Genomic DNA, 18,772 nt, shown 5'->3' with positions numbered 1-18,772 from the left:
TCAGAAAATAAATTTTTTAAATGCTACCTTAGTGAGGACGAACCCCAGACAATGTTATTGGTGTCCTCTCCGTGGTGCCTGAGTTCTGAGAATTGTCATCGAATAAATGAAAAAACACTATCACCTTACCCTTAAATCAAAACGAAGCACCATGAAACGAATCCTTTACCTTGGGTTTTTTCTAGCGCTATTCGGTTCTCTTTCTGCCCAAACCACTACACAGACCATCCGCGGGACAATTGTCGACAAAGACACACGGCAGCCATTGATTGGCGCTGCGGTACAGGTTACAGATGTTGAGCCTGCTATGGGCACCGTTACGGATATTGATGGTAATTTTCTGTTGGCCAAGGTACCTACCGGCCGGCACCGCATTGAAGCCACTTACCTGGGGTACGAGCCCTACATCGCTGAGGATGCGATTCTCAATTCTGCCCGCGAACTGGTGCTGGAGATTGCCCTGTCAGAGTCGGCGGTCATGGCAGAAGAGGTGGTTGTGACCGCCCGCAGCCATGGCAACGAACCCCTCAATGAGCTTTCCATCGTCAGCACCCGCTCCTTCTCCGTGGAAGAGACACAGCGGTACGCCGCAAGTGCCAACGACCCCATGCGCATGGCCCTGGGCTTCTCCGGCGTGCAGGGCAGTCGGGATGCCCGCAACGACCTCATTATCCGTGGTAATCCGGGCTTCGGCTTGCTTTGGCGGGTGGAAGGCATCGACGTGCCCAACCCGAACCACTTTGCGCGGCGAGGTGCTTCCGGTGGCGGGATTTCCATATTTAGCGTAAGCGTGCTGAGCAATTCGGATTTCTCCACCGGCGCTTTCCCGGCTATGTATGGCAATGCCTTTTCCGGGGTATTCGACATTCAATTCCGTTCGGGTAACAAGGAACAGCAGGAATATTCCATCCGTGCCGGCATGCTGGGGTTGGAATTTTCGAGGGAAGGACCCATTAAGAAGGGGAGGAGCTCCTATCTGTTCAACTACCGGTACTCTACCCTTGGCATCCTCAATGCGCTGGGCATTCGGCTAGTGAGCCTGCGGGACAGCAATACCTTTCAGGACTTTTCCTTCAAAACCGACCACAGAAGCAAAAATGGCAAGCATATGTTTTCTTTCTGGGGCATGGGCGGGCTGAGCGATGAGCGCCGCGACCCGGCAGAGGGTGGACCGGAGGAATGGCAGATTTACACCGACTACCTCACCCGCGACTTTGATACGGATATGGGGATTGTCGGTTTTTCCCACAGCTATTTGATTGATGATAAATCCTATTTGAAGACCAGCCTGGCGGTACAGGGGCAGCGTATTCTTTACCAGAATGACACCCTCGATCAGAATGAGGTGCCCAGTCTGATCAACGACGAACTGTACTACAATAATCGCCTGACCCTGACCTCCTATTACAACCGCAAGCTCTCTTCCAGCGCCACCATGCGGCTCGGCGCCATTGCGACCCGGATGGGCTACGATTACGATTTCCGTTATCTGGTTGAGGATGCTTTCACCACTTATGTAGATGAGGAAGGCAGTACCCTGCTGCTACAGCCATATGGGTATGTGCGCTGGCAGTTGCATCCCCGGTGGACGGTCAATGCCGGGCTTCACGCCATGTTTTTCACCCTGAATGACACCTGGAGTGCTGAGCCACGGTTAGGGGTGCAGTATCAGGCCGGGCCGGGCGCTACCCTCAGCCTGGCTTACGGTCTGCACAGCCGGATTGTCCCCATGGCGTCCTACTTTACGCAAGTGAACGGAGAACAGCCCAATCTGGACCTGGACCTGGTGAAAGCGCACCATTTTGTACTGGGGTACGATCAATTGGTCGGGACCAATAAACGGCTGCGGATGGAAGCCTACTACCAACGCCTGTTTGATGTGCCGGTGGCGGCAGATGTCAACAGCACCTTCTCCCTGCTTAATCACATTGACGGTTTTGCCACCCGCAACCTCGTGAGCGAAGGCACGGGCACTAACTACGGTCTAGATGTGACCTTTGAGCAGTTTTTCAGCAACCGCACCTTTTATATATTGTCGGGTTCGCTTTTCAGTTCCACCTATGAGGCACTCAACGGAGAAACCTACAGCACCCGCTTCGACAATACCTTCGCCACCAGCTTTATGGGCGGTAGAGAATGGCCTACCGGGCAGCGGGGTACCATACAGGGCAGTGTGCGGCTGATGTACAACGGCGGTCAGCGCATTTCACCCGTGCTGAGCCCGGTGCGCGACCCCAACGACCCTCTGAACCCAATACTGGACGAAGCCAATCCCTACAGCATACGTGTAGATAACTTCTTCCGCCCGGACCTGCGCTTCGCCTACCGCCACGATAATGAGAAGAATGCCTGGTACATTTCGCTTGATGTGCAGAATTTCATCTCCCGTCAAAACCAGGATGTGCTCAACTACAACTTTGACCCCATCCTCGGGGACTGGGTATTTGGCACCTTGGGGAGCATTGTGCCTGTCCTGACCTTTCAGCTCGACTGGTAGCCTGACCGCTTCCTAAGACGTGGGGTACTGTGACGAATTAAAGCGGCCCGGAATCTAGATTGGGGCCGGGCGCGGGCACCATTTTTCTTTTCTTTGTAGTGGCAGAAGTGCCATTTGAGCGACAACTTTGCAATAAAGGGAATGCAGGTTGTCCACCCACTATAAAACGTTGCCGGAAATTATTACCTTTATTACGTATTAATCCCATTTTACAAATTTTTTAAAGGTAAAATTCCATGAACATGAAACAAAAAAACGGCAACAGCGCGTGGACGGAAACGACGGTTTTAACTGCCCAACCCGAGCCACCGTAAGGGTACACCACCTGTAAATGGTGTGATGTACGGTATCCGCCAAAGGCTGAGCAACTTCCGGGTTGTTCAGCCTTTCGTCTTTGGGCTTGCGCCTGACCTGCCCCTTTTTGCCCCCCTCTGCCTAAAAGATCCGGTAAGCAATCCCGACGTAGAAAACGCTTCCCTTGATATCTAGTGGTCTGTCAAGTGTTAATTTATGGGTTGAGTGGGAGCGAATTTTGAGGCTAATCAAGGCGGATGTTCCCGCGCATAGCAGCGCTACGTAAGGGGTTATCCAACGAAGAGTAGCCTCAAAAGTCGCCGCAGGCAACCCCTAGTTTTAGCCTTGACAGACCACTAGGCCTTCGATAAGGTTCGTTACAGCCTGTGAATACCGAAGGCCGATCGTCCAGTCTTCAAAAACCTCGTATCCTATCCCCGCATTGACTGCCAATTCAAAGGTCTCGAAATTATCCAGGGCCAGCGATTCCGGTACAGACTCCGTTGAAGATATGGTTATGATGCCCAGTTGCGGGCCGAGTTCACTGTAAAAGTCCCCCTCCACCCATTTCAGCATCACCGGAATGTTGATGTACGACAATTTAAAACGGCCATTGCTTTTGGACTCTTCTCCCTGCAAAGACCAAATGACTTCCGGCTGCAATTTCAAAGATTTGGAAAGTTTGAAATTCACATAGCCCCCTATGGAATAGCCTTCTTTCCGGTCGCTTTCGGGGATCGCATCATCGCCAATGAGTTCGGCAAAGTTGATGCCGGCTTTGATGCCATACTGAGTTTTGTCCGGGTCCTGAGCGAAGCCCTGAAAAGCGAGGCCTAAGAACAGCAGAGTGGCGATGAGCGGTCGTGTTTGCCGCTGGAAAGAGGCGGGGGTGTGTTTTTGCATGTGTTGGCGTTTTTTGTGAGTAAATATACGGCACCTTCGGTTTTCTTTGCCAGACTTTTTGATGCCAACTGAACGACACGCCCTACTTTAGCGACCAGGAAATATTTGTACAATCCAAGGGTAATAAACTACAACGACACCGCCTACTTTGCCGGGGCAGCGATCTCAGAGAACAGCCGCTTTCTTTACATTTCTTCTTATCGCTATATTTATCAGTATGACTTAGAAGCGGAAGATACAGAAGGGTCAAAAGTTCTTGTTGCAGAATACGATGGGTTTGAATCTCCTGCTAATTTTGGTACCCGTTTTTTTTAGCACAGCTTGCACCAGATGGCAAAATTTACATTTCGACGCCGGGTGCTACGGACCGGCTCCATGTCATTCATCAGCCTAATAATAAAGGGGCCGGGTGCCAAATAGAACAGCATGGCATCCAACTGCCTGGCTTGAACTTCAGGACCATGCCCAACCACCCATATTATGGCCTTGGCCCTGAGGATGGCGGTGCTTGTGATACATTGGGCATAGACCTTCCGCTTCCGGAAGCCGAATTCAGCTATGTCGTTACGGACAGCAGCTTGCAGGCTATCGACTTTTATGATGGCTCTAAATTTCAGCCCTATGCCTGGCATTGGAACTTTGGTGATGGAGCGGTCAGTAATAGCCGCCATCCACAGCACAGCTATGTTTTTCCAGCTTTATATGAAGCCTGCTTAACGGCTACAAACGCTCAAGGCAGCCATACGTCTTGCCAGGAAATTGACCTTAGGACAACGAGCACTACTACCCTTAACAACGACGGTATTTATTGCCGGGCATTCCCTAACCCTGCCAGTACAATCTTGCGAGTTGAATGTCAAATACAACATACCGGGTTACTTCAGGTATTCAATATGCGGGGGCAGGAAGTTTATCGGAAATCTATAGCACATAATCCAGAGGGTAAGCTAATTATTGAAAACCTATCCGGTCAAATGCTTTACACAGAAGACCTGAACTTGAGCCCGGCACCCCGTAGCTGGCAATTAGATGTGGGAGGCTGGCCGAGCGGCGTATATGTGGTTCGCTTGCAAGTAGGAGCGGAGCAAATGGTGCGGAAGTTTGTAAAGGAATGAATCGTCAAAACAAAATCAACCAGGCAATAACCAGAAAACCTGCCCCCTGTAGAGGATAAGTACAGTAGCCTTTAAATGATCGGCCGTGCGTCAACACCGGGGACACGCTCTGACCGCCATAGTCTTGACGTAGGCAGTTCCTTCCCCCGGTGTTCTTGAATAAGCCTTAGATAGGATGCCCGGCGGAAGGAGAGCGCCGGGCCCCTAACACCGGGGGCTTTCCCTTCCCCCGGTGTTCTTGAATAAGCCTTAGATAGGACGCCCGGCGAAAGGAGAGCGCCGGGCGTCAGCACCTTTGGCTTTCCCTTCCCCCGGTGTTTTTAAACAAGCCTTAGATAGGACGCCCGGCGAAAGGAGAGCGCCGGGCCCCTAACACCGGGGGCTTTCCCTTCCCCCGGTGTTCTTGAATAAGCCTTAGATAGGACGCCCGGCGAAAGGAGAGCGCCGGGCGTCAGCACCTTTGGCTTTCCCTTCCCCCGGTGTTTTTAAACAAGCCTTAGATAGGACGCCCGGCGAAAGGAGAGCGCCGGGCGTCAGCACCGGGGGGCGGTCCCTTCCCCCGGCGTTCTCAAATAGCCTCGGAGAACACGTTGTGGATAAAATATACCACCCCTCCGGTTTTCAATGTCCCGGAATGTTTTATTTTTGTGGGCTATGAGATTGAAGCAGCTGGAAATAAAGGGGTTCAAGAGTTTTGCCAACGAAACGGTCATCAACTTCGAGGAGGACGTTATTGGCATAGTGGGCCCCAACGGTTCCGGCAAGTCCAATATCGTGGATGCCATCCGCTGGGTACTCGGAGAACAGAAAAGCCGGGAACTCCGCCTGGACTCCATGTCGAGCGTGATCTTCAACGGCACCAAACGGCGCAAAGCGGGCGGCGTGGCTTCGGTCTCCCTGACCTTTGAGAATACCAAAAACCTCCTGCCTACCGAGTATCATACGCTTACCATCACGCGTATGCTTTACCGCAGTGGGGACAGCGAGTACCGGCTCAATGGGGTCACCTGCCGCCTCAAGGACATTACTTCTCTTTTTCTAGATACGGGCATTGGCTCCAATTCCTACGCCATCATCGCCTTGGGGATGGTGGACGACATCCTGGCCGATAAGGATAACTCCCGCCGCAAGATGTTTGAGCAGGCCGCCGGTATTTCCAAGTACAAAGTCCGCAAGCGCGAGACCCTCAATAAGCTTAAGCATACTTCGGAAGACCTCGACCGGGTGGAGGACTTGCTCTTTGAGATTAACAACAACCTGAAATCGCTGGAAAAGCAGGCCAAACGTGCCCGCAAGTACTTCGAGCTGAAGGAAAAGTATAAAAGCTACAGCACCGAGCTGGCCATTCTCAAAATTGGCAGCCTCAAACAACAGCAGGAAGAACTGGGCAGGAAGCTGACACAGGAGGAGGACAACTACCGGCAGTACGATGTGGAAATCAATACCCGGGAAGCCGCCCTGGAACAGGAGCGCAAAGCCAATCTGGACAAAGAACAAGCATTGTCCGAACGCCAACGAGAGCTGAACAACCTGGTGGGGAACATCCGCGGTATGGAGAACGACAAGCGGATGCAACAGCAGAAGCAGCAGTTCCTGGAAGACAACCTGCAAAAGCTCAATCAGGAAACCGCAAACGCGAAAGTCCGCATCCGGCAGCTGGAGGAAGACATTGAACAGTACCGCTCCGAGCTGAATGGCGAAAAGCGTATCGAAGCCCGCCTGGAAGAAGAGTTGAATCAGGCAGAAGAACGCCTGGAGACCATCAAAAAAGACCATGGGCAATTGAAAGCAGGATTGGACGAGGTGGTCAGCCAACAGCAAGCCCTGGAGCGGGAAACCTTCGAGCTGGAGAAGCAGAAAGCCATCAATACCAATCAGATTGAAAGCAGTCAGCGTGAGCTCAAACGCGGATTGGAGGAAATCGACCGCTGGAAAACGGAGATTGTTGGACTACAGGACAAGATGAAAACCCTGGAGGCACAGCAAGCCGAACGGCAGGCCGCTGTGGAAAGCCTGGAAAAAGCCGAGGAGGAACGCCAACAGCAGCTCGAAAAAACCGATCAGGAACTCGACGACCTAAATAAACAACGCACCAAGGTCAACCGTACGCTCGATGCCCGCCGCAATGAGTATCAGCTGACCAAAAGCATGGTCGAAAGCCTGGAGGGCTTTCCGGAGTCGATTAAGTTCCTGAGCACCGCCAAATCCAAAGAGTGGAATTCGGAAACGCCCCTGCTGTCTGACCTCATCTACGTTAAGGAAGACTACCGGGTCGCCATCGAAAACTACCTCGAGCCCTACCTGAACTACTACGTGGTGCCGGACCTGGAAGCGGCTTATAAAGCCATCCGCCTGCTCAACAGCACCCAAAAAGGCAAGGCCAATTTCTTCCTGCTCGACGCCTTCGAGCGCTACGTGCCCCCGATGGCGATGCTGCCCGATACCCAACAGGCTTTTGATTTGGTGGAAACCGACCCGGCTTATCGCAAACTGGTGGCTCACCTGCTGGAAAATGTGTTGGTGACCGATCAGGAAGAAATTAAGGGCGCCATAGAGGACAGTGATTATGTGTTGCTCTCCAAAAGCGGGCGGTTCATTCAGCGGCGCTATAGCGTGTCGGGCGGGTCTATCGGCCTGTTTGAAGGCAAAAAAATCGGCCGCAAGAAAAACCTGGAAGTCCTCGAAAAGGAGATCCGGAAGCTGGAACGGGAGGAAGACAAGCTATCGTCTGCCTACTACAGCCTCAAGGACCGCATGGATCAGCTCAAGGCCCGGCGTACCGAGCGGGAAATTCAGGAAGCCCGCCGTCAGCTCAATCAGCTGATGCAGGAGAAAACAGCACATGCCACCCGCCTCGAAAACTTCGAGTCCTTCATCAAAGAAGCGGAGGATAAACTGCAGGGGCACACCGACCGGGTCACATCCCTGGACCGCGAAAACGAGGAGATGGATGGCTTGCTCCGGGTGAAAAAACGGGAAGTCAGCCTGCTGAAGGAGCGCATTGCCGACACCGATATCACCTACCGGGATGTAGCGGAGAAAATGAGTGCCGCTTCCACGGCCTTCAATGAAAAGAACATTGAGTTCATCCGGCAGCAGAACAAAGTATCGGCCCTACAGCGCGAACTGAGCTTCCGCGAAAAGCAACTGCAGGAAGCCACCACGACCGTTTCCGGCAACGCCCAAAAGCTGGAGCAATCGCAGCTCGAAATCCGGGAATTGCAGGATGCCACCGATGCCCTCCAAAAGCAGCTGCTGGAATCCTACGACCTGCGCAAACAGCGGGAAGCCAAACTCACGGAGGCGGAACAGACCTACTACAAAGCCCGGGGTGGCATTAACGAACTGGAAGATCAGCTCCGCAAGCTCAACAAGCAGCGGCAGGACGCACAAATTTTGGTGAATACGCTCAAGGATAAGGTCAATGATGTCAAGTACAAGGTAGGTTCCGTGGCTCAGCGCCTGCGCATCGAATTCAATATTGAGATCAACGACATCATCAATGAGGAGCCGACCCTGGGCATGCCGGAGGAGGAAATCGCTCTGAAGGTAGACCGCCTGCGTGGCCGTCTGGAGAACTACGGAGAGATCAACCCCATGGCGGTGGAAGCCTTCGATGAGATGAAGGAGCGGGCGGAGAACATCACCAAACAGCGGGACGACATCCTTCAGGCCAAATCAGACCTGGAAACCACCATAAAGGAAATCGAGGAAACGGCCACCCTGCAGTTTTTGGAGTCCTTCGAGAAGGCCCGCTTGTACTTTATCGATGTTTTTCGCAGCCTGTTCACCATAGAAGACACCTGCGACCTCATACTTATGGACCCGGACGACCCGCTCGAGTCCAAAATTGAAATCGTCGCCAAGCCCAAAGGCAAGCGCCCGCAGACCATCAGTCAGTTGTCGGGTGGGGAAAAGACGCTCACGGCCACCGCACTGCTCTTTGCGCTGTACCTGCTTAAGCCCGCCCCATTCTGTATTTTCGATGAAGTGGACGCCCCCCTCGACGATGCCAACATCGAGAAATTCAACAAGATCATCAAGAAATTCTCCAAAGACTCTCAGTTCATCATCGTCACCCACAACAAGCTGACGATGGCCGCTGTGGATACCATCTACGGTGTCTACATGGCCGAGCAGGGCGTATCCGGTGTCAGCGCAGTCGACTTCCGGGATTTCGAGCACTCCACCACCTTCGAGGTGAAGGAACAAGCTTAGTGGATTCCAATGTGCAATTTGGCTTTACACCCCTGTATTAAATTCCGGAAGACTTCGTAGAACCTGTCTGCCTGGCATAGCCAGGTAGAGTCACACCTTAGTATTCCCCTGCAACACTATGGAAGAAGGACTTCGTAGAAGTCGCACGTTCGTAACCCTTGCAATACCAAAGAAGATCGACTTCGTAGAAGTCGCATGTTATCCCCCGATCCCTGCAATTTTTAAGCATGCTAAAACCAGCAGTTTGTATAAAACTCCGGAAGACTTCGTAGAACCTGTCTGCCTGGCATAGCCAGGTAGAGCCACACTTTAGTATCACCTGCAACACTATGGAAGAAAGACTTCGTAGAAGTCGCACGTTCGTAACCTTTGCAATACCATAGAAGATCGACTTCGTAGAAGTCGCATGTTACCCCCCGATCTCTGCAATTTGTAAAAACGCTAATCAATCTTATCAATCACCTGCCGTTCAAACTCCGCCTTAGCCAGGGGGCGCCGCTGCTGATCATCCGTACAGTAGTATAGCCCAATGACCTGAAGGTTAGTAAGGCTATCATTGCGCGGGATGAGAATAATGTCCGCCCATTGGTAGCCCCCACAGTGGGCCGCGTAGTAGCTGATGTTCACCGTATCCGGTTCCAACCCTTCGGAAAGCGGCAATCCATGCTCAATGAACAAGCTGTCGGCAGCATCCACCCGCGGCACGAATTCATTTTTCCCATAGGGGAGCTCATAGGTCTCATCCAGAACCAGGAAAAAGTCATACTCATCCGGTGTGCTCGTAGCCAGGAAGGCAAAAAGGGCCACAGAAAACGGAATCGCGTAGGGGACCCGGACCTTCCAGTCAGGTGCGTACGCCAGGCTATAGTGGTAGGCCAAAATCAGGACCGGCAGCGCCAGATAATCCGTGTAGTCCACCACCCGGGCATAATGCAGCCCGGTCAGGCTATTCCAGCCTTCGATCAGTGGTTGGCTGAATGGCGTTTTCCAATACAGGAAAAACAAGGCGATGCCCCAGCAAATGGATTTGCGGTAAGCAGGGAAAAGCGCGATCCAAAACAGCGCAAAGGCAAACAGCCCGGCAAAATCGGATAATTTACCGGCAAGTAAGCCCGGAAAAGCGCCTTTCAGGAAAAAATCGTTGAGGAGTAACAAGCCCAGGCTCAGGAGGAATGCCGGGGACTGCAGGAGAGAAAGCTGCCGCGTCATAAGGTTGAGGGTTTGGTTACACCACTATAACGCGGCAACAGCTTAATTCGATGCTTTACTCCTCAGCAAAATGCGCCCTCACCTCCGCAGGAATGAGCTGCTGCGTCATTGGATTTTGGGCATCATTTTCGATGAAGTGCCAGTTCTTCGTCCCCTCGTCGGCAATCGCATACATGACCTTATCTACCAGGACTGTAAAGGTATTGGTGGCGCCATCGTAGGAGACGGCGTCCGTGCCATGCGTGCCTTCGAGGTTGCCTTTGATCATGCCCACCGTTTCCGGGGTTTTGTAAGCCTCTGAGGTGAATTGGATGGTCATCGTACCCATGTAGCTGACGGGGGCGTATCGCTCCGATTCAAAGGCGAACGGAGCACTGATGCGCTTGATGCGGTAGCCCGACATATCCACTTCCATCCCGTTGCCACTCATGTCGGCAAACATTTGCACCATCTCTTCTTTGGAGACTTGCTCAAAAAGCCGCGGATATAGGAAATCGACCACCGTCTCCCAGTCTTTGTCTTCGGTAGCGGTGAAGTATTGATTTAGCCGGGATTTGATATCCTGTACATCCTGAGCTTGTGCCTGAAGGCCCGTGGAGGCAGCCAGCAAAGCGATCCCAAGCAATAGCGTTCGCATGTTTATAATGTTTTAAGGTATTCAATAACAGCGGTGCGTTCACCTACTGATAATTTATCGCCAAATTCGTGGCCTTCATTGCTGTAGCCGGGGCGGTTGGTGTCAAATGCCCAGTCGCCTTTGGCTTTGTCCAGCTCCGTGTAGGCCCAGCCGAGTTTCTCGTGATCGTAATCCCGGCTGTCTCCTGACCGCGCCCAGATATCGGGCCGGTTTTTGCTGTCAAGCAGGGCAGCCACTGTAGGGACCGAGCCATTATGCAGGTAGGGCGCGGTCGCCCAAATGCCATCCAAAGGTGGTGCCACATATCCCAGCTCGGGCGCAAAGTACGACTTCGGCTCTGATTGCGCAAACCAGCTGCTGTTGTACCATTCCACGATGCCGCTGTTTTTGGCGTAGTTGGCGTACATGGGATCGGTTTTAACCAGCGCCAGAGAAACCAACTTATTGGGATAGGTCTCTTCATTGCCGTAGGTACCGTGGCATTTGCTGCAATTTTTTTCAAAAACCACCTGCCCTTCCGCAGCCAGTGCCTGATCAACCGGGCCGGGATAAGCTGGGGGCTCCAGGGTTTGCAGCCACGCCAGGACATCTTTAAATCCATTGATGGCTTCCCGTGCCGCCGTGCTGTCGGGGATGCCCAGCACAGAAGCCTGGAAAAGCAGCTTGGTGAAGTCGCCCCGCCCAATGCCGTTGTAGTACAGGGCGTTCTTTTTCTTAACATGCCAAAGAGGCGGGACATCGGTGGCGATGGTGTAGTCCATCATGTCGTAGTTGGGTGCCTCCCGGTAGGTCAGGTCAACCGGGTCGCGGTGGCGCATGCAGGCTTCTGCCAGGCGGAAAGCCGGATTGGCACCGGGCTGATTGGTCTGAATGTAAGGCGCCATAGCGTTGAAGTAGCGGGAGAAGTCCTCATAGGCCTCCCACTCGGGCTCGTCCTTTTTGTACTTGAAGTCTACACCCACCCGGATCACCTTGCCCATCGGCTTGAAGCTCTTTTGGTAGTCTGAGAAGCTGTTGCCCAGCCCCGGTACAATCTGCCCGTTGACTTCCCCGGCGTGGCAGGTGAAGCAATTGCCGTTCATCACGAGTGTTCCGCCTTTAGCTGCTTCGAAGGCACTAACAGGGTAGGGCAGGTTGGCATTGACACCACCTCGCCTCAGCACGGTATCGGTGGTGCCGGAGAGGCGCTTTTTCATCATCTCAAAGGGCACTCCGGAGCCGATGTAGGAGCCCCCTCCGATGAAGGCATAGCCCGCTTCCGGGTCGCCATCCATTTGTTGCGGGGAAGCTGGCAGGGGCTTTACTTTCCAGTCGTTGTCGGTGGCTGTGCCGGGCAGCGTACTATAGCGCTGACAGGCAGCAAGGGCGGCAAGCCCAAGGATAAACCAAAAAAATCTCATAGCACTTGATCGGTTTGAATTGCGTTGAACGGAGACAGAAACGACCTATGGTTTCTGTTGCTTCCGTCAAACTATACATGACGCGTTTTTCGTTTGGCCGAAGCCCAGACCAAAACGGTCAGTATATACTGCACTCGATGTCGGTTTGGATTCCCAAACCTCATCGACTACAGTATACCCAACGGTAAAGGTGCGGCCTTGGTTGTGGAATTATTACCTTTGTCTTTTTATTGACCCACTTATGTTGAACCCTCGCCTCACTTTAAACTGCCGCGGTACACTGCTGAGCCTCCAATCGCCTCAGGTAATGGGGATATTGAATGTGACGCCGGACTCCTTTTTTGACGGTGGGCGGTATACCCGTCAGGATGCCTTGCTGCGGCAGGCAGAACAGATGTTAAAGGAAGGGGCTGCGATTCTGGATATCGGTGGCATGTCCTCCCGCCCGGGCGCTGAGCTCATCTCGGTGGAGGAGGAGCTGCAGCGGGTAGTGCCAGCGATTGAAGCCCTGCATCAGGCTTTTCCGGAGGCCATTCTCAGTATTGATACCATCCGCGGACGGGTAGCGGAGGAAGCGGTGGGAGCGGGTGCTGCCATCGTCAATGATATTTCCGCCGGTGCTTTCGACGAATCGATGTACCCAACAGTAGCCCGCCTGCAGGTGCCTTACATCCTTATGCACATGAAGGGCAGCCCGAAGACCATGCAGGACAACCCGGATTATGAGGATGTGGTGCAGACGGTGCTGGACTTTTTTATTGCGGAGGTAGGCAAGCTGCGGGCCCTCGATGTGCACGATATTGTACTGGATCCCGGATTTGGGTTTGGAAAAACCGTGGAGCACAACTATCAGCTGCTCAAACAAATGCACCTGTTCAAAATTTTAGACTTACCGTTACTGGCCGGGCTGAGCCGAAAATCAATGATCAATAAAGTGCTGAAAACCAAGCCGGAACATGCGTTGAACGGAACCACTGCTTTAAACATGGTCGCCCTGCAGCAGGGCGCTAAAATCCTTCGGGTGCACGATGTCCGCCCGGCCATGGAAGCCATTAAGCTTTGGCAGCAACTCGAAATGGTATAGGCGTATGGAATGGCAATCTCAAACGCTTACCGAAACGGACATCAAGTCTGCAACCTTGCGCTACCTGAAGCACCACTACCGCTTTCGGCAAAGGCAGGGCGGCTGGGAATTGTCCTCTGATCTCCGGGGCAAGGGCGGGATTGTAGCGGATGGTTTCCTGTCCTTTGTGCAGCCTTCCGGCGAAGTGTTCCGGGCGACTTTCGAGGCAACTTCTTACGATACCAAGGCAGAGGTACGCTACCGCAAGCAAAAAATCCTGCTTTATTGGGATGCTGCAGCTGTGGCGGCTTGTTTCGCCTGTGGTTTGCTGCTGCTTGGTTTGTTCCGGGCCTGGTTTACGGTGGAAGCCCTGACGCTGACCGGGGCGATTGCTTTGTTCATTGCCTTTTTTACGTTTGGCTTTTTCGGGTTTTTGTTGCTGTTCCGTGGCTGGAGGCGGTACCGGTACATCTACGCCATTGAGCAATTTAAACGCTACCATGCTGATGAGCAGTGGGTGGCGCTGGGGGAGGATGTATTCGCCAATCTCACAAGCGATCCCTACTATCTGGAGCTGAAAAAGCAGTGCATCTATAACGGCATGGGACTGCTGATCGTGCGCCCGGATAAATCCATCCTGATGCAGCTGTCGCCTGCCCGGAAAGATGTTTTTGGAAAGAAACGCAGCAACATCGACTTCCTCAGGCAGGACGACCTCCAACGCATGTTAGACGAAGGGCGCTACCCGGAATGGATGGCTACGCTTAAGCCGGAAAACCTGCTGCGGTTCCAGCGGCGCTACAAATATCAAATGCTGATTGTAGGGATATGCCTCGCGATTACATCGGGCGTACTCTATCAGGAAATGCAGGAGCTTAAAACTATTGAAGAAGAATCCCCGGAAGCCTACCTCAGACGAATGGCTGATGTGCGGAAACGCAACGAAAGCTACACTCAGCCCATCACCTTTGTATTGGATACCCTGATTACCTGGCCCTATCCCATTCGGAAAGATATGGAGCCCTACCTGTCGCTGCAGCCTGCACAGCCGGAATCGGTGACCGTGCCTCCGGTCGCGCGTTCGGGGGCTTCCAGCGAGGGTTTTGTCGGGCATCTGGACGATGCTGCGCCTTACACCTACGATTGTTCCCGCCTGCGGCCCCTAACTTCGACCGGCTACATCATTCAGGAAGGGGTATACCAAAGCTACAGCGCCGTGACGGCCCGTATCCGGGAGCTGGAAGGCTTCGGTTTTACGGCAAGTGCCGTTTGGCTGGGCTGCTTTGACGAGCTGGAAAGCGGCTATGCTTTGTACTTCGGGCTGATTTTTGATGACCCTACTTCCGCCCGGTCCAGCCTGGAAAATTACCAGCAACGTTTGGGGGATAACGTCTTAAACCTAAATTTGCAGCTGCGATCGCTCACTCCATTGGAATAACTTATAAATTGAAATGCCTTTGATCACTACATCTTCTTATCGTCCAAGACCCTGGTTTCGCAACCATCATGTTAATACTATTTACCCGGCCTTTTTCCGTAAGGTCCCGGAAGTGGCCTACGAGCGCGAGCGCCTGGAGCTCCCCGATGGCGACTTTCTGGATATTGACTGGTCCTGCACGGGCAGCGACAAGCTCATTATCGGGCTGCACGGTTTGGAAGGCTCCGCTGACCGCCCTTACATCAGGGGCATGGCTCGCTACTTCAATGAACGGGGCTGGGATGCCCTGGGCTTGAATTTTCGGGGTTGCAGTGGTGAGCCCAACCGCTTGCTGCGTTCTTATCACATTGGCGAAACTGGAGACCTTCGTCAGGTGATTGATCATGCGCTGAGCCTTGGCCGTTACCGGCATATCGGTTTGGTAGGGTTTAGCCTGGGTGGCAATGTGATTCTGAAATACCTGGGCGAAGGTGGTTTCCACCCGGATGAGTTGGTGGGAGGCGTGGCCTTTTCGGTACCCTGCGATGTGAAGTCAGCCAATACCGAAATTGACAAATGGCACAACTGGCACTACCGGCAGCGTTTTATGCAAACCCTCAACGCCAAAATGGTGGAGAAAGCCAACCGGTTTCCCGGGCAGTTAGAGATTCCGGAGCGTATGCCCCGGGATTTCCGCGAATTTGATGACCAGTTTACCGGGCCCATCCACGGTTTTAGAGATGCGGAAGATTACTGGACCAGTTGCAGCAGTATCTACTTCATCCCAACGATTGAGCACCCGGCCTTACTTGTCAGCGCGCAGGACGATACCTTCCTAAGTGAAAGCTGTTACCCCTTTGATCTGGCCCGGGACCACAAATACTTCCATTTTGAAGCGCCAAAACGGGGTGGCCATGTTGGTTTTGTCACTGTCAACCGGGATGGGTACTACTGGACAGAAAAACGGACATTTGATTTTCTGAACCAGCATCTGGAAAATTAAAAAACCAGTCGGCCGGAGGCAAGAAGTAATCCGGCCGACTGTTATCATCAGGCCTGTTCCGGAGCCCAGCCTTTTTCGTAATCCCGGCCCCAGTACTTTTTCATTATTTTTCTGTCGGTGTACTTACCGGTTTTGGGGTCAATTTTCAAAATGGCGTCGCCCTCTCTTGAGGAGGTATTGGCATAGTGGCAAAGGTTGGTGCTGATGGAGCCCTCATCGATCGGGCAGGCGAGCTTGGCTTTACCGCGAATGGCTTCAAAAAAGTTGCGCACGTGTCGGTCGGTCAGGCTGCCGCCGCCGCCCAGCGCTGTACCCGCTTCATCTCCACCAGAGACTTTCTCCGTAACCAGTTTGCCATCTCTGTCATAATGTTTGTAATGGCCCCGGTCTACAAATACAGAGCCTTCCGTACCATAAATGACGGTTCCCCGCCCACCGCCGTAGGTCGGATTAGCGTTTCGGCTCTTGCCATCCCAGTTGATGACCTTACCCCCCGGGAATTTAAGGGTGGCGTACATGGTATCATACATAGTCCAGGGGTCGTCCCTGAAATGATTCTTGGCAGAGTTGACCCGTACTTCTTCCGGGAATTTCACCTGCAGCGCCCAGCGGGCGATATCGAATTCGTGGGTGGCATTATTGCCGGTTTCTGCTGTGCCCCAGCGCCAGTACCAGTGCCAGTTGTAATCGCCAACGATATCAATAAAATCGGTGCGTGGTGCAGGGCCCTGGAACAGTTCCCAGTCCAGATAGTCCGGTACAGGGATCTTATTAGCATCAGGCACCCGCCCCCGGTTGTTGGAGTAGAAAGCGGTGGCATGGTAGGCTTCCCCAATCAGCCCCTCGTGGATAGCCTGTATGATCTCCTGGCTTTCCAGTGATGACCGCTGCTGAGCACCCATTTGGACCTGCAGCCCGGTCTTCTTTTGCCAGGCGATTAGCATTTCCCCTTCAGCCGGATTGTGGCTGCAGGGTTTCTCAACGTAAACGTGCTTGCCACCCTGCATGCTGAGAATGGAGCCGGGAGCATGCCAGTGGTCAGGCGTGGCGTGGAATGTGGCATCCACCTCCTTGTTTTCCATGATCTTGCGCATGTCCTTTTCACCCTGCGGCTTTTGCCCCATCACCTTCGCCACTTTTTCAATGGCCTTATTCTGTCGTTGCTGATTGACATCTGAAACAAAAACGACCTGCGTATTTGGGGTTTTCGAAATGCTATCCAGCAACCCACCGTATCGACGCTGGCAACCAATAATGGCAACATTAATACGCTCATTGGCGCCAATAATCCGGTTGTAGCTCTGAGCCGTAGCCGTAAGCCCGCCCAGGGACAGCGCCGCTGCACTGGCGGAGGCTTGCTTGATAAAAGTTCTTCTCTGCATGATTTATCTGTTTTTTCTAATCTTGTTCACTTCCGGCCATGGCATCACCCCAACGCTGTCTGCCCAGGACTCAAAAGCCAGGCGCATTTCCTCTGCTTTTTCCGGGTGCTGGCCGGACAAATCCTTCAGCTCAGACCGGTCTTCTTTCAGGTTGTACAGCGCCCAGTCTTCCGGCCCGCCCCAGGATGGCAGCACCAGCTTCCAGTCGCCTTTGCGGATCGCCTTGCTGTCATTGTGTTCCCAATATATTAATTCTCTGTGGGTTTGGCGCTGTTCGCGGAAGACGGGGACCAGGCTTTTGCCTGGAGTAGGGTTGATGATGTTGCCCTGAAATTCCTCCGGGTAGGTGGCATTGGCAAGGTCGAGGCAGGTTGGCATGAGGTCGGTAATGTGCCCGAGTGCATTACTCTTCTGTCCGCCCTTGATCATGGCTGGGAAGTGGGCAATGAGCGGGGTGGAAATGCCCCCTTCCATCGTCAGAGATTTGAAGAGGCGGAAAGGGGTGTTGCTGACATTCGCCCACGCAAAACCGTAAGCGTCGAAGGATTTGGGCCCGCCGGTTTCCCCGCTTTGGTCGTAGGCAATATTCCAGTTGTAGACTTCCTCGTGGCACCCGCCGTTGTCGGATAAAAATACGATTAGGGTGTTGTCGAGTTCGCCCTGTGCTTCAAGTTGTGCCACCACTTTGCCAATCCCCTGATCCATGCGGTCAACCATCGCCGCGTAAGTGGCCATGCGCAGGTCCCAGAGGTCTTGTTCTTCATCAGAGAGCGTATCCCAGTCCGGTACCTTTTTGAGGTCCGGGAAAGCCGGGGATAAAGCCCATGCCGAATCTATAATGCCCAGTTCAAGCATGCGCTCGTAGCGCTGCTGCCGGATCTTAGCCCAGCCGGATTTGTACTTGTTGCGGTATTTGGCAATCTCTGACTCGGGAGCATGCAGTGGCCAGTGGGGCGCAGTATAGGCCAGGTAAAGGAAAAATGGAGCCGTGCTGTCTTTTTGCGCTGCGATAAAGTCTGTGGCATAATCCGAAATAGCATCGGTCATATAAAAGCCTTCACCGGGCGTGTAGGGCTCGCCATTCAGGGTCATTTCCAGTGGCGCTCTGCCTGGCCGGTAAGGGTCGAGATTGTAGTAACTCGAGGCACCATTAATAAAGGCAAAATACTGATCAAAGCCCCGGTCGCCCGGCCAGTGGGGGCGGTGTTCGCCTACGTGCCATTTGCCGGACAGGAGGGTGGTGTAGCCGGCATCTCCAAGCGCCTCTCCAAGGGTCACACAGTTTTGGTTCAGGTAGCCCTGATAAGCTGGCAGCTCGGGCAGATCCAAGGTCATGGAGCCCATCCCTGCCTGATGCGGGTATAACCCGGTGAGCAGGGAAGCCCGGGTGGGGCAACAGCGCCCGGCGTTGTAAAACTGCGTCATCAGCAGCCCGTTGCCGGCCAAACGGTCGAGGGTAGGGGTATTGATTTCTGAACCCATACAGCCGAGGTCGGAATAGCCCATGTCATCGGTCAGGATGATGATGATGTTCGGGCGCTCGTCGGTTTGTGTGGTATCGGAGGCCTTTTCCTGACAACTGCCCAATAACAAGAAAAGGCCTGCAATCCAGCAAAATCTATAGTGCATCGGTT

At 53.3% G+C, this 18,772-nt stretch carries 12 protein-coding genes; 6 read left to right on the top strand and 6 right to left on the bottom strand.

Annotated elements, in window-relative coordinates; genetic code table 11:
* Positions 1 to 151 precede the first annotated feature (151 nt).
* Entirely contained in the window at positions 152 to 2,497 is a 2,346-nt protein-coding gene (locus IX84_RS25160; protein ID WP_044227561.1) for a TonB-dependent receptor, read from the top strand.
* Positions 2,498 to 3,130: 633 nt separating this feature from the next.
* Here the strand turns inward: IX84_RS25160 and IX84_RS25155 are convergent.
* Positions 3,131 to 3,694 (bottom strand): porin family protein, encoded by a 564-nt coding sequence (locus IX84_RS25155; RefSeq protein WP_044227558.1) that lies wholly within the window; start codon positions 3,692 to 3,694, stop codon positions 3,131 to 3,133.
* A 461-nt stretch (positions 3,695 to 4,155) separates the two neighbouring features.
* On the opposite strand from IX84_RS25155, the gene IX84_RS32250 reads away from it, so the two are divergent.
* Positions 4,156 to 4,809, top strand: a complete 654-nt coding sequence (locus tag IX84_RS32250) for a PKD domain-containing protein (RefSeq protein ID WP_072013682.1) — start codon at positions 4,156 to 4,158, stop codon at positions 4,807 to 4,809.
* 654 nt (positions 4,810 to 5,463) lie between these two features.
* Positions 5,464 to 9,027: a chromosome segregation protein SMC gene (gene smc, locus IX84_RS25135; protein ID WP_044227919.1), complete on the top strand. Its 3,564-nt coding sequence runs from the start codon at positions 5,464 to 5,466 to the stop codon at positions 9,025 to 9,027.
* A 441-nt stretch (positions 9,028 to 9,468) separates the two neighbouring features.
* Here the strand turns inward: smc and IX84_RS25130 are convergent, their stop codons facing one another.
* The 3 genes from IX84_RS25130 to IX84_RS25120 are packed head-to-tail and all read right to left on the bottom strand — an operon-like array spanning position 9,469 to position 12,273.
* Positions 9,469 to 10,236 (bottom strand): hypothetical protein, encoded by a 768-nt coding sequence (locus tag IX84_RS25130; protein WP_044227546.1) that lies wholly within the window; start codon positions 10,234 to 10,236, stop codon positions 9,469 to 9,471.
* A gap of 55 nt (positions 10,237 to 10,291) precedes the next feature.
* The gene (locus IX84_RS25125) at positions 10,292 to 10,873 is read right to left on the bottom strand and encodes a hypothetical protein (RefSeq protein WP_044227543.1); all 582 of its coding nucleotides are present in this window, start codon (positions 10,871 to 10,873) and stop codon (positions 10,292 to 10,294) included.
* A gap of 2 nt (positions 10,874 to 10,875) precedes the next feature.
* A complete protein-coding gene (locus IX84_RS25120; RefSeq protein WP_052516392.1) occupies positions 10,876 to 12,273 on the bottom strand; it encodes a c-type cytochrome in 1,398 nt (465 codons plus the stop codon).
* 307 nt (positions 12,274 to 12,580) lie between these two features.
* Between IX84_RS25120 and folP the strand changes: the two genes are divergently transcribed.
* Genes folP through IX84_RS25105 form a run of 3 tightly spaced genes read left to right on the top strand, consistent with a single transcriptional unit; the run spans position 12,581 to position 15,756 of the window.
* Positions 12,581 to 13,357: a dihydropteroate synthase gene (gene folP / locus IX84_RS25115; protein ID WP_238578337.1), complete on the top strand. Its 777-nt coding sequence runs from the start codon at positions 12,581 to 12,583 to the stop codon at positions 13,355 to 13,357.
* A gap of 4 nt (positions 13,358 to 13,361) precedes the next feature.
* On the top strand, positions 13,362 to 14,774 hold the full coding sequence (locus IX84_RS25110; RefSeq protein WP_044227538.1) for a hypothetical protein: 1,413 nt from the start codon (positions 13,362 to 13,364) through the stop codon (positions 14,772 to 14,774).
* Between the two features lie 13 nt (positions 14,775 to 14,787).
* On the top strand, positions 14,788 to 15,756 hold the full coding sequence (locus IX84_RS25105; RefSeq protein WP_044227536.1) for a YheT family hydrolase: 969 nt from the start codon (positions 14,788 to 14,790) through the stop codon (positions 15,754 to 15,756).
* Between the two features lie 47 nt (positions 15,757 to 15,803).
* Here IX84_RS25105 and IX84_RS25100 read toward each other — a convergent pair whose 3' ends face one another.
* Positions 15,804 to 17,138 (bottom strand): Gfo/Idh/MocA family protein, encoded by a 1,335-nt coding sequence (locus IX84_RS25100; protein WP_044227533.1) that lies wholly within the window; start codon positions 17,136 to 17,138, stop codon positions 15,804 to 15,806.
* 3 nt (positions 17,139 to 17,141) lie between these two features.
* Entirely contained in the window at positions 17,142 to 18,767 is a 1,626-nt protein-coding gene (locus tag IX84_RS25095; RefSeq protein ID WP_052516391.1) for an arylsulfatase, read from the bottom strand.
* Positions 18,768 to 18,772: the final 5 nt, after the last annotated feature.

The organism is Phaeodactylibacter xiamenensis, from assembly GCF_000759025.1.
GTDB classification, from domain to species: Bacteria; Bacteroidota; Bacteroidia; order Chitinophagales; family Saprospiraceae; genus Phaeodactylibacter; species Phaeodactylibacter xiamenensis.
This window is presented reverse-complemented; position numbering and strand designations above follow the sequence as displayed.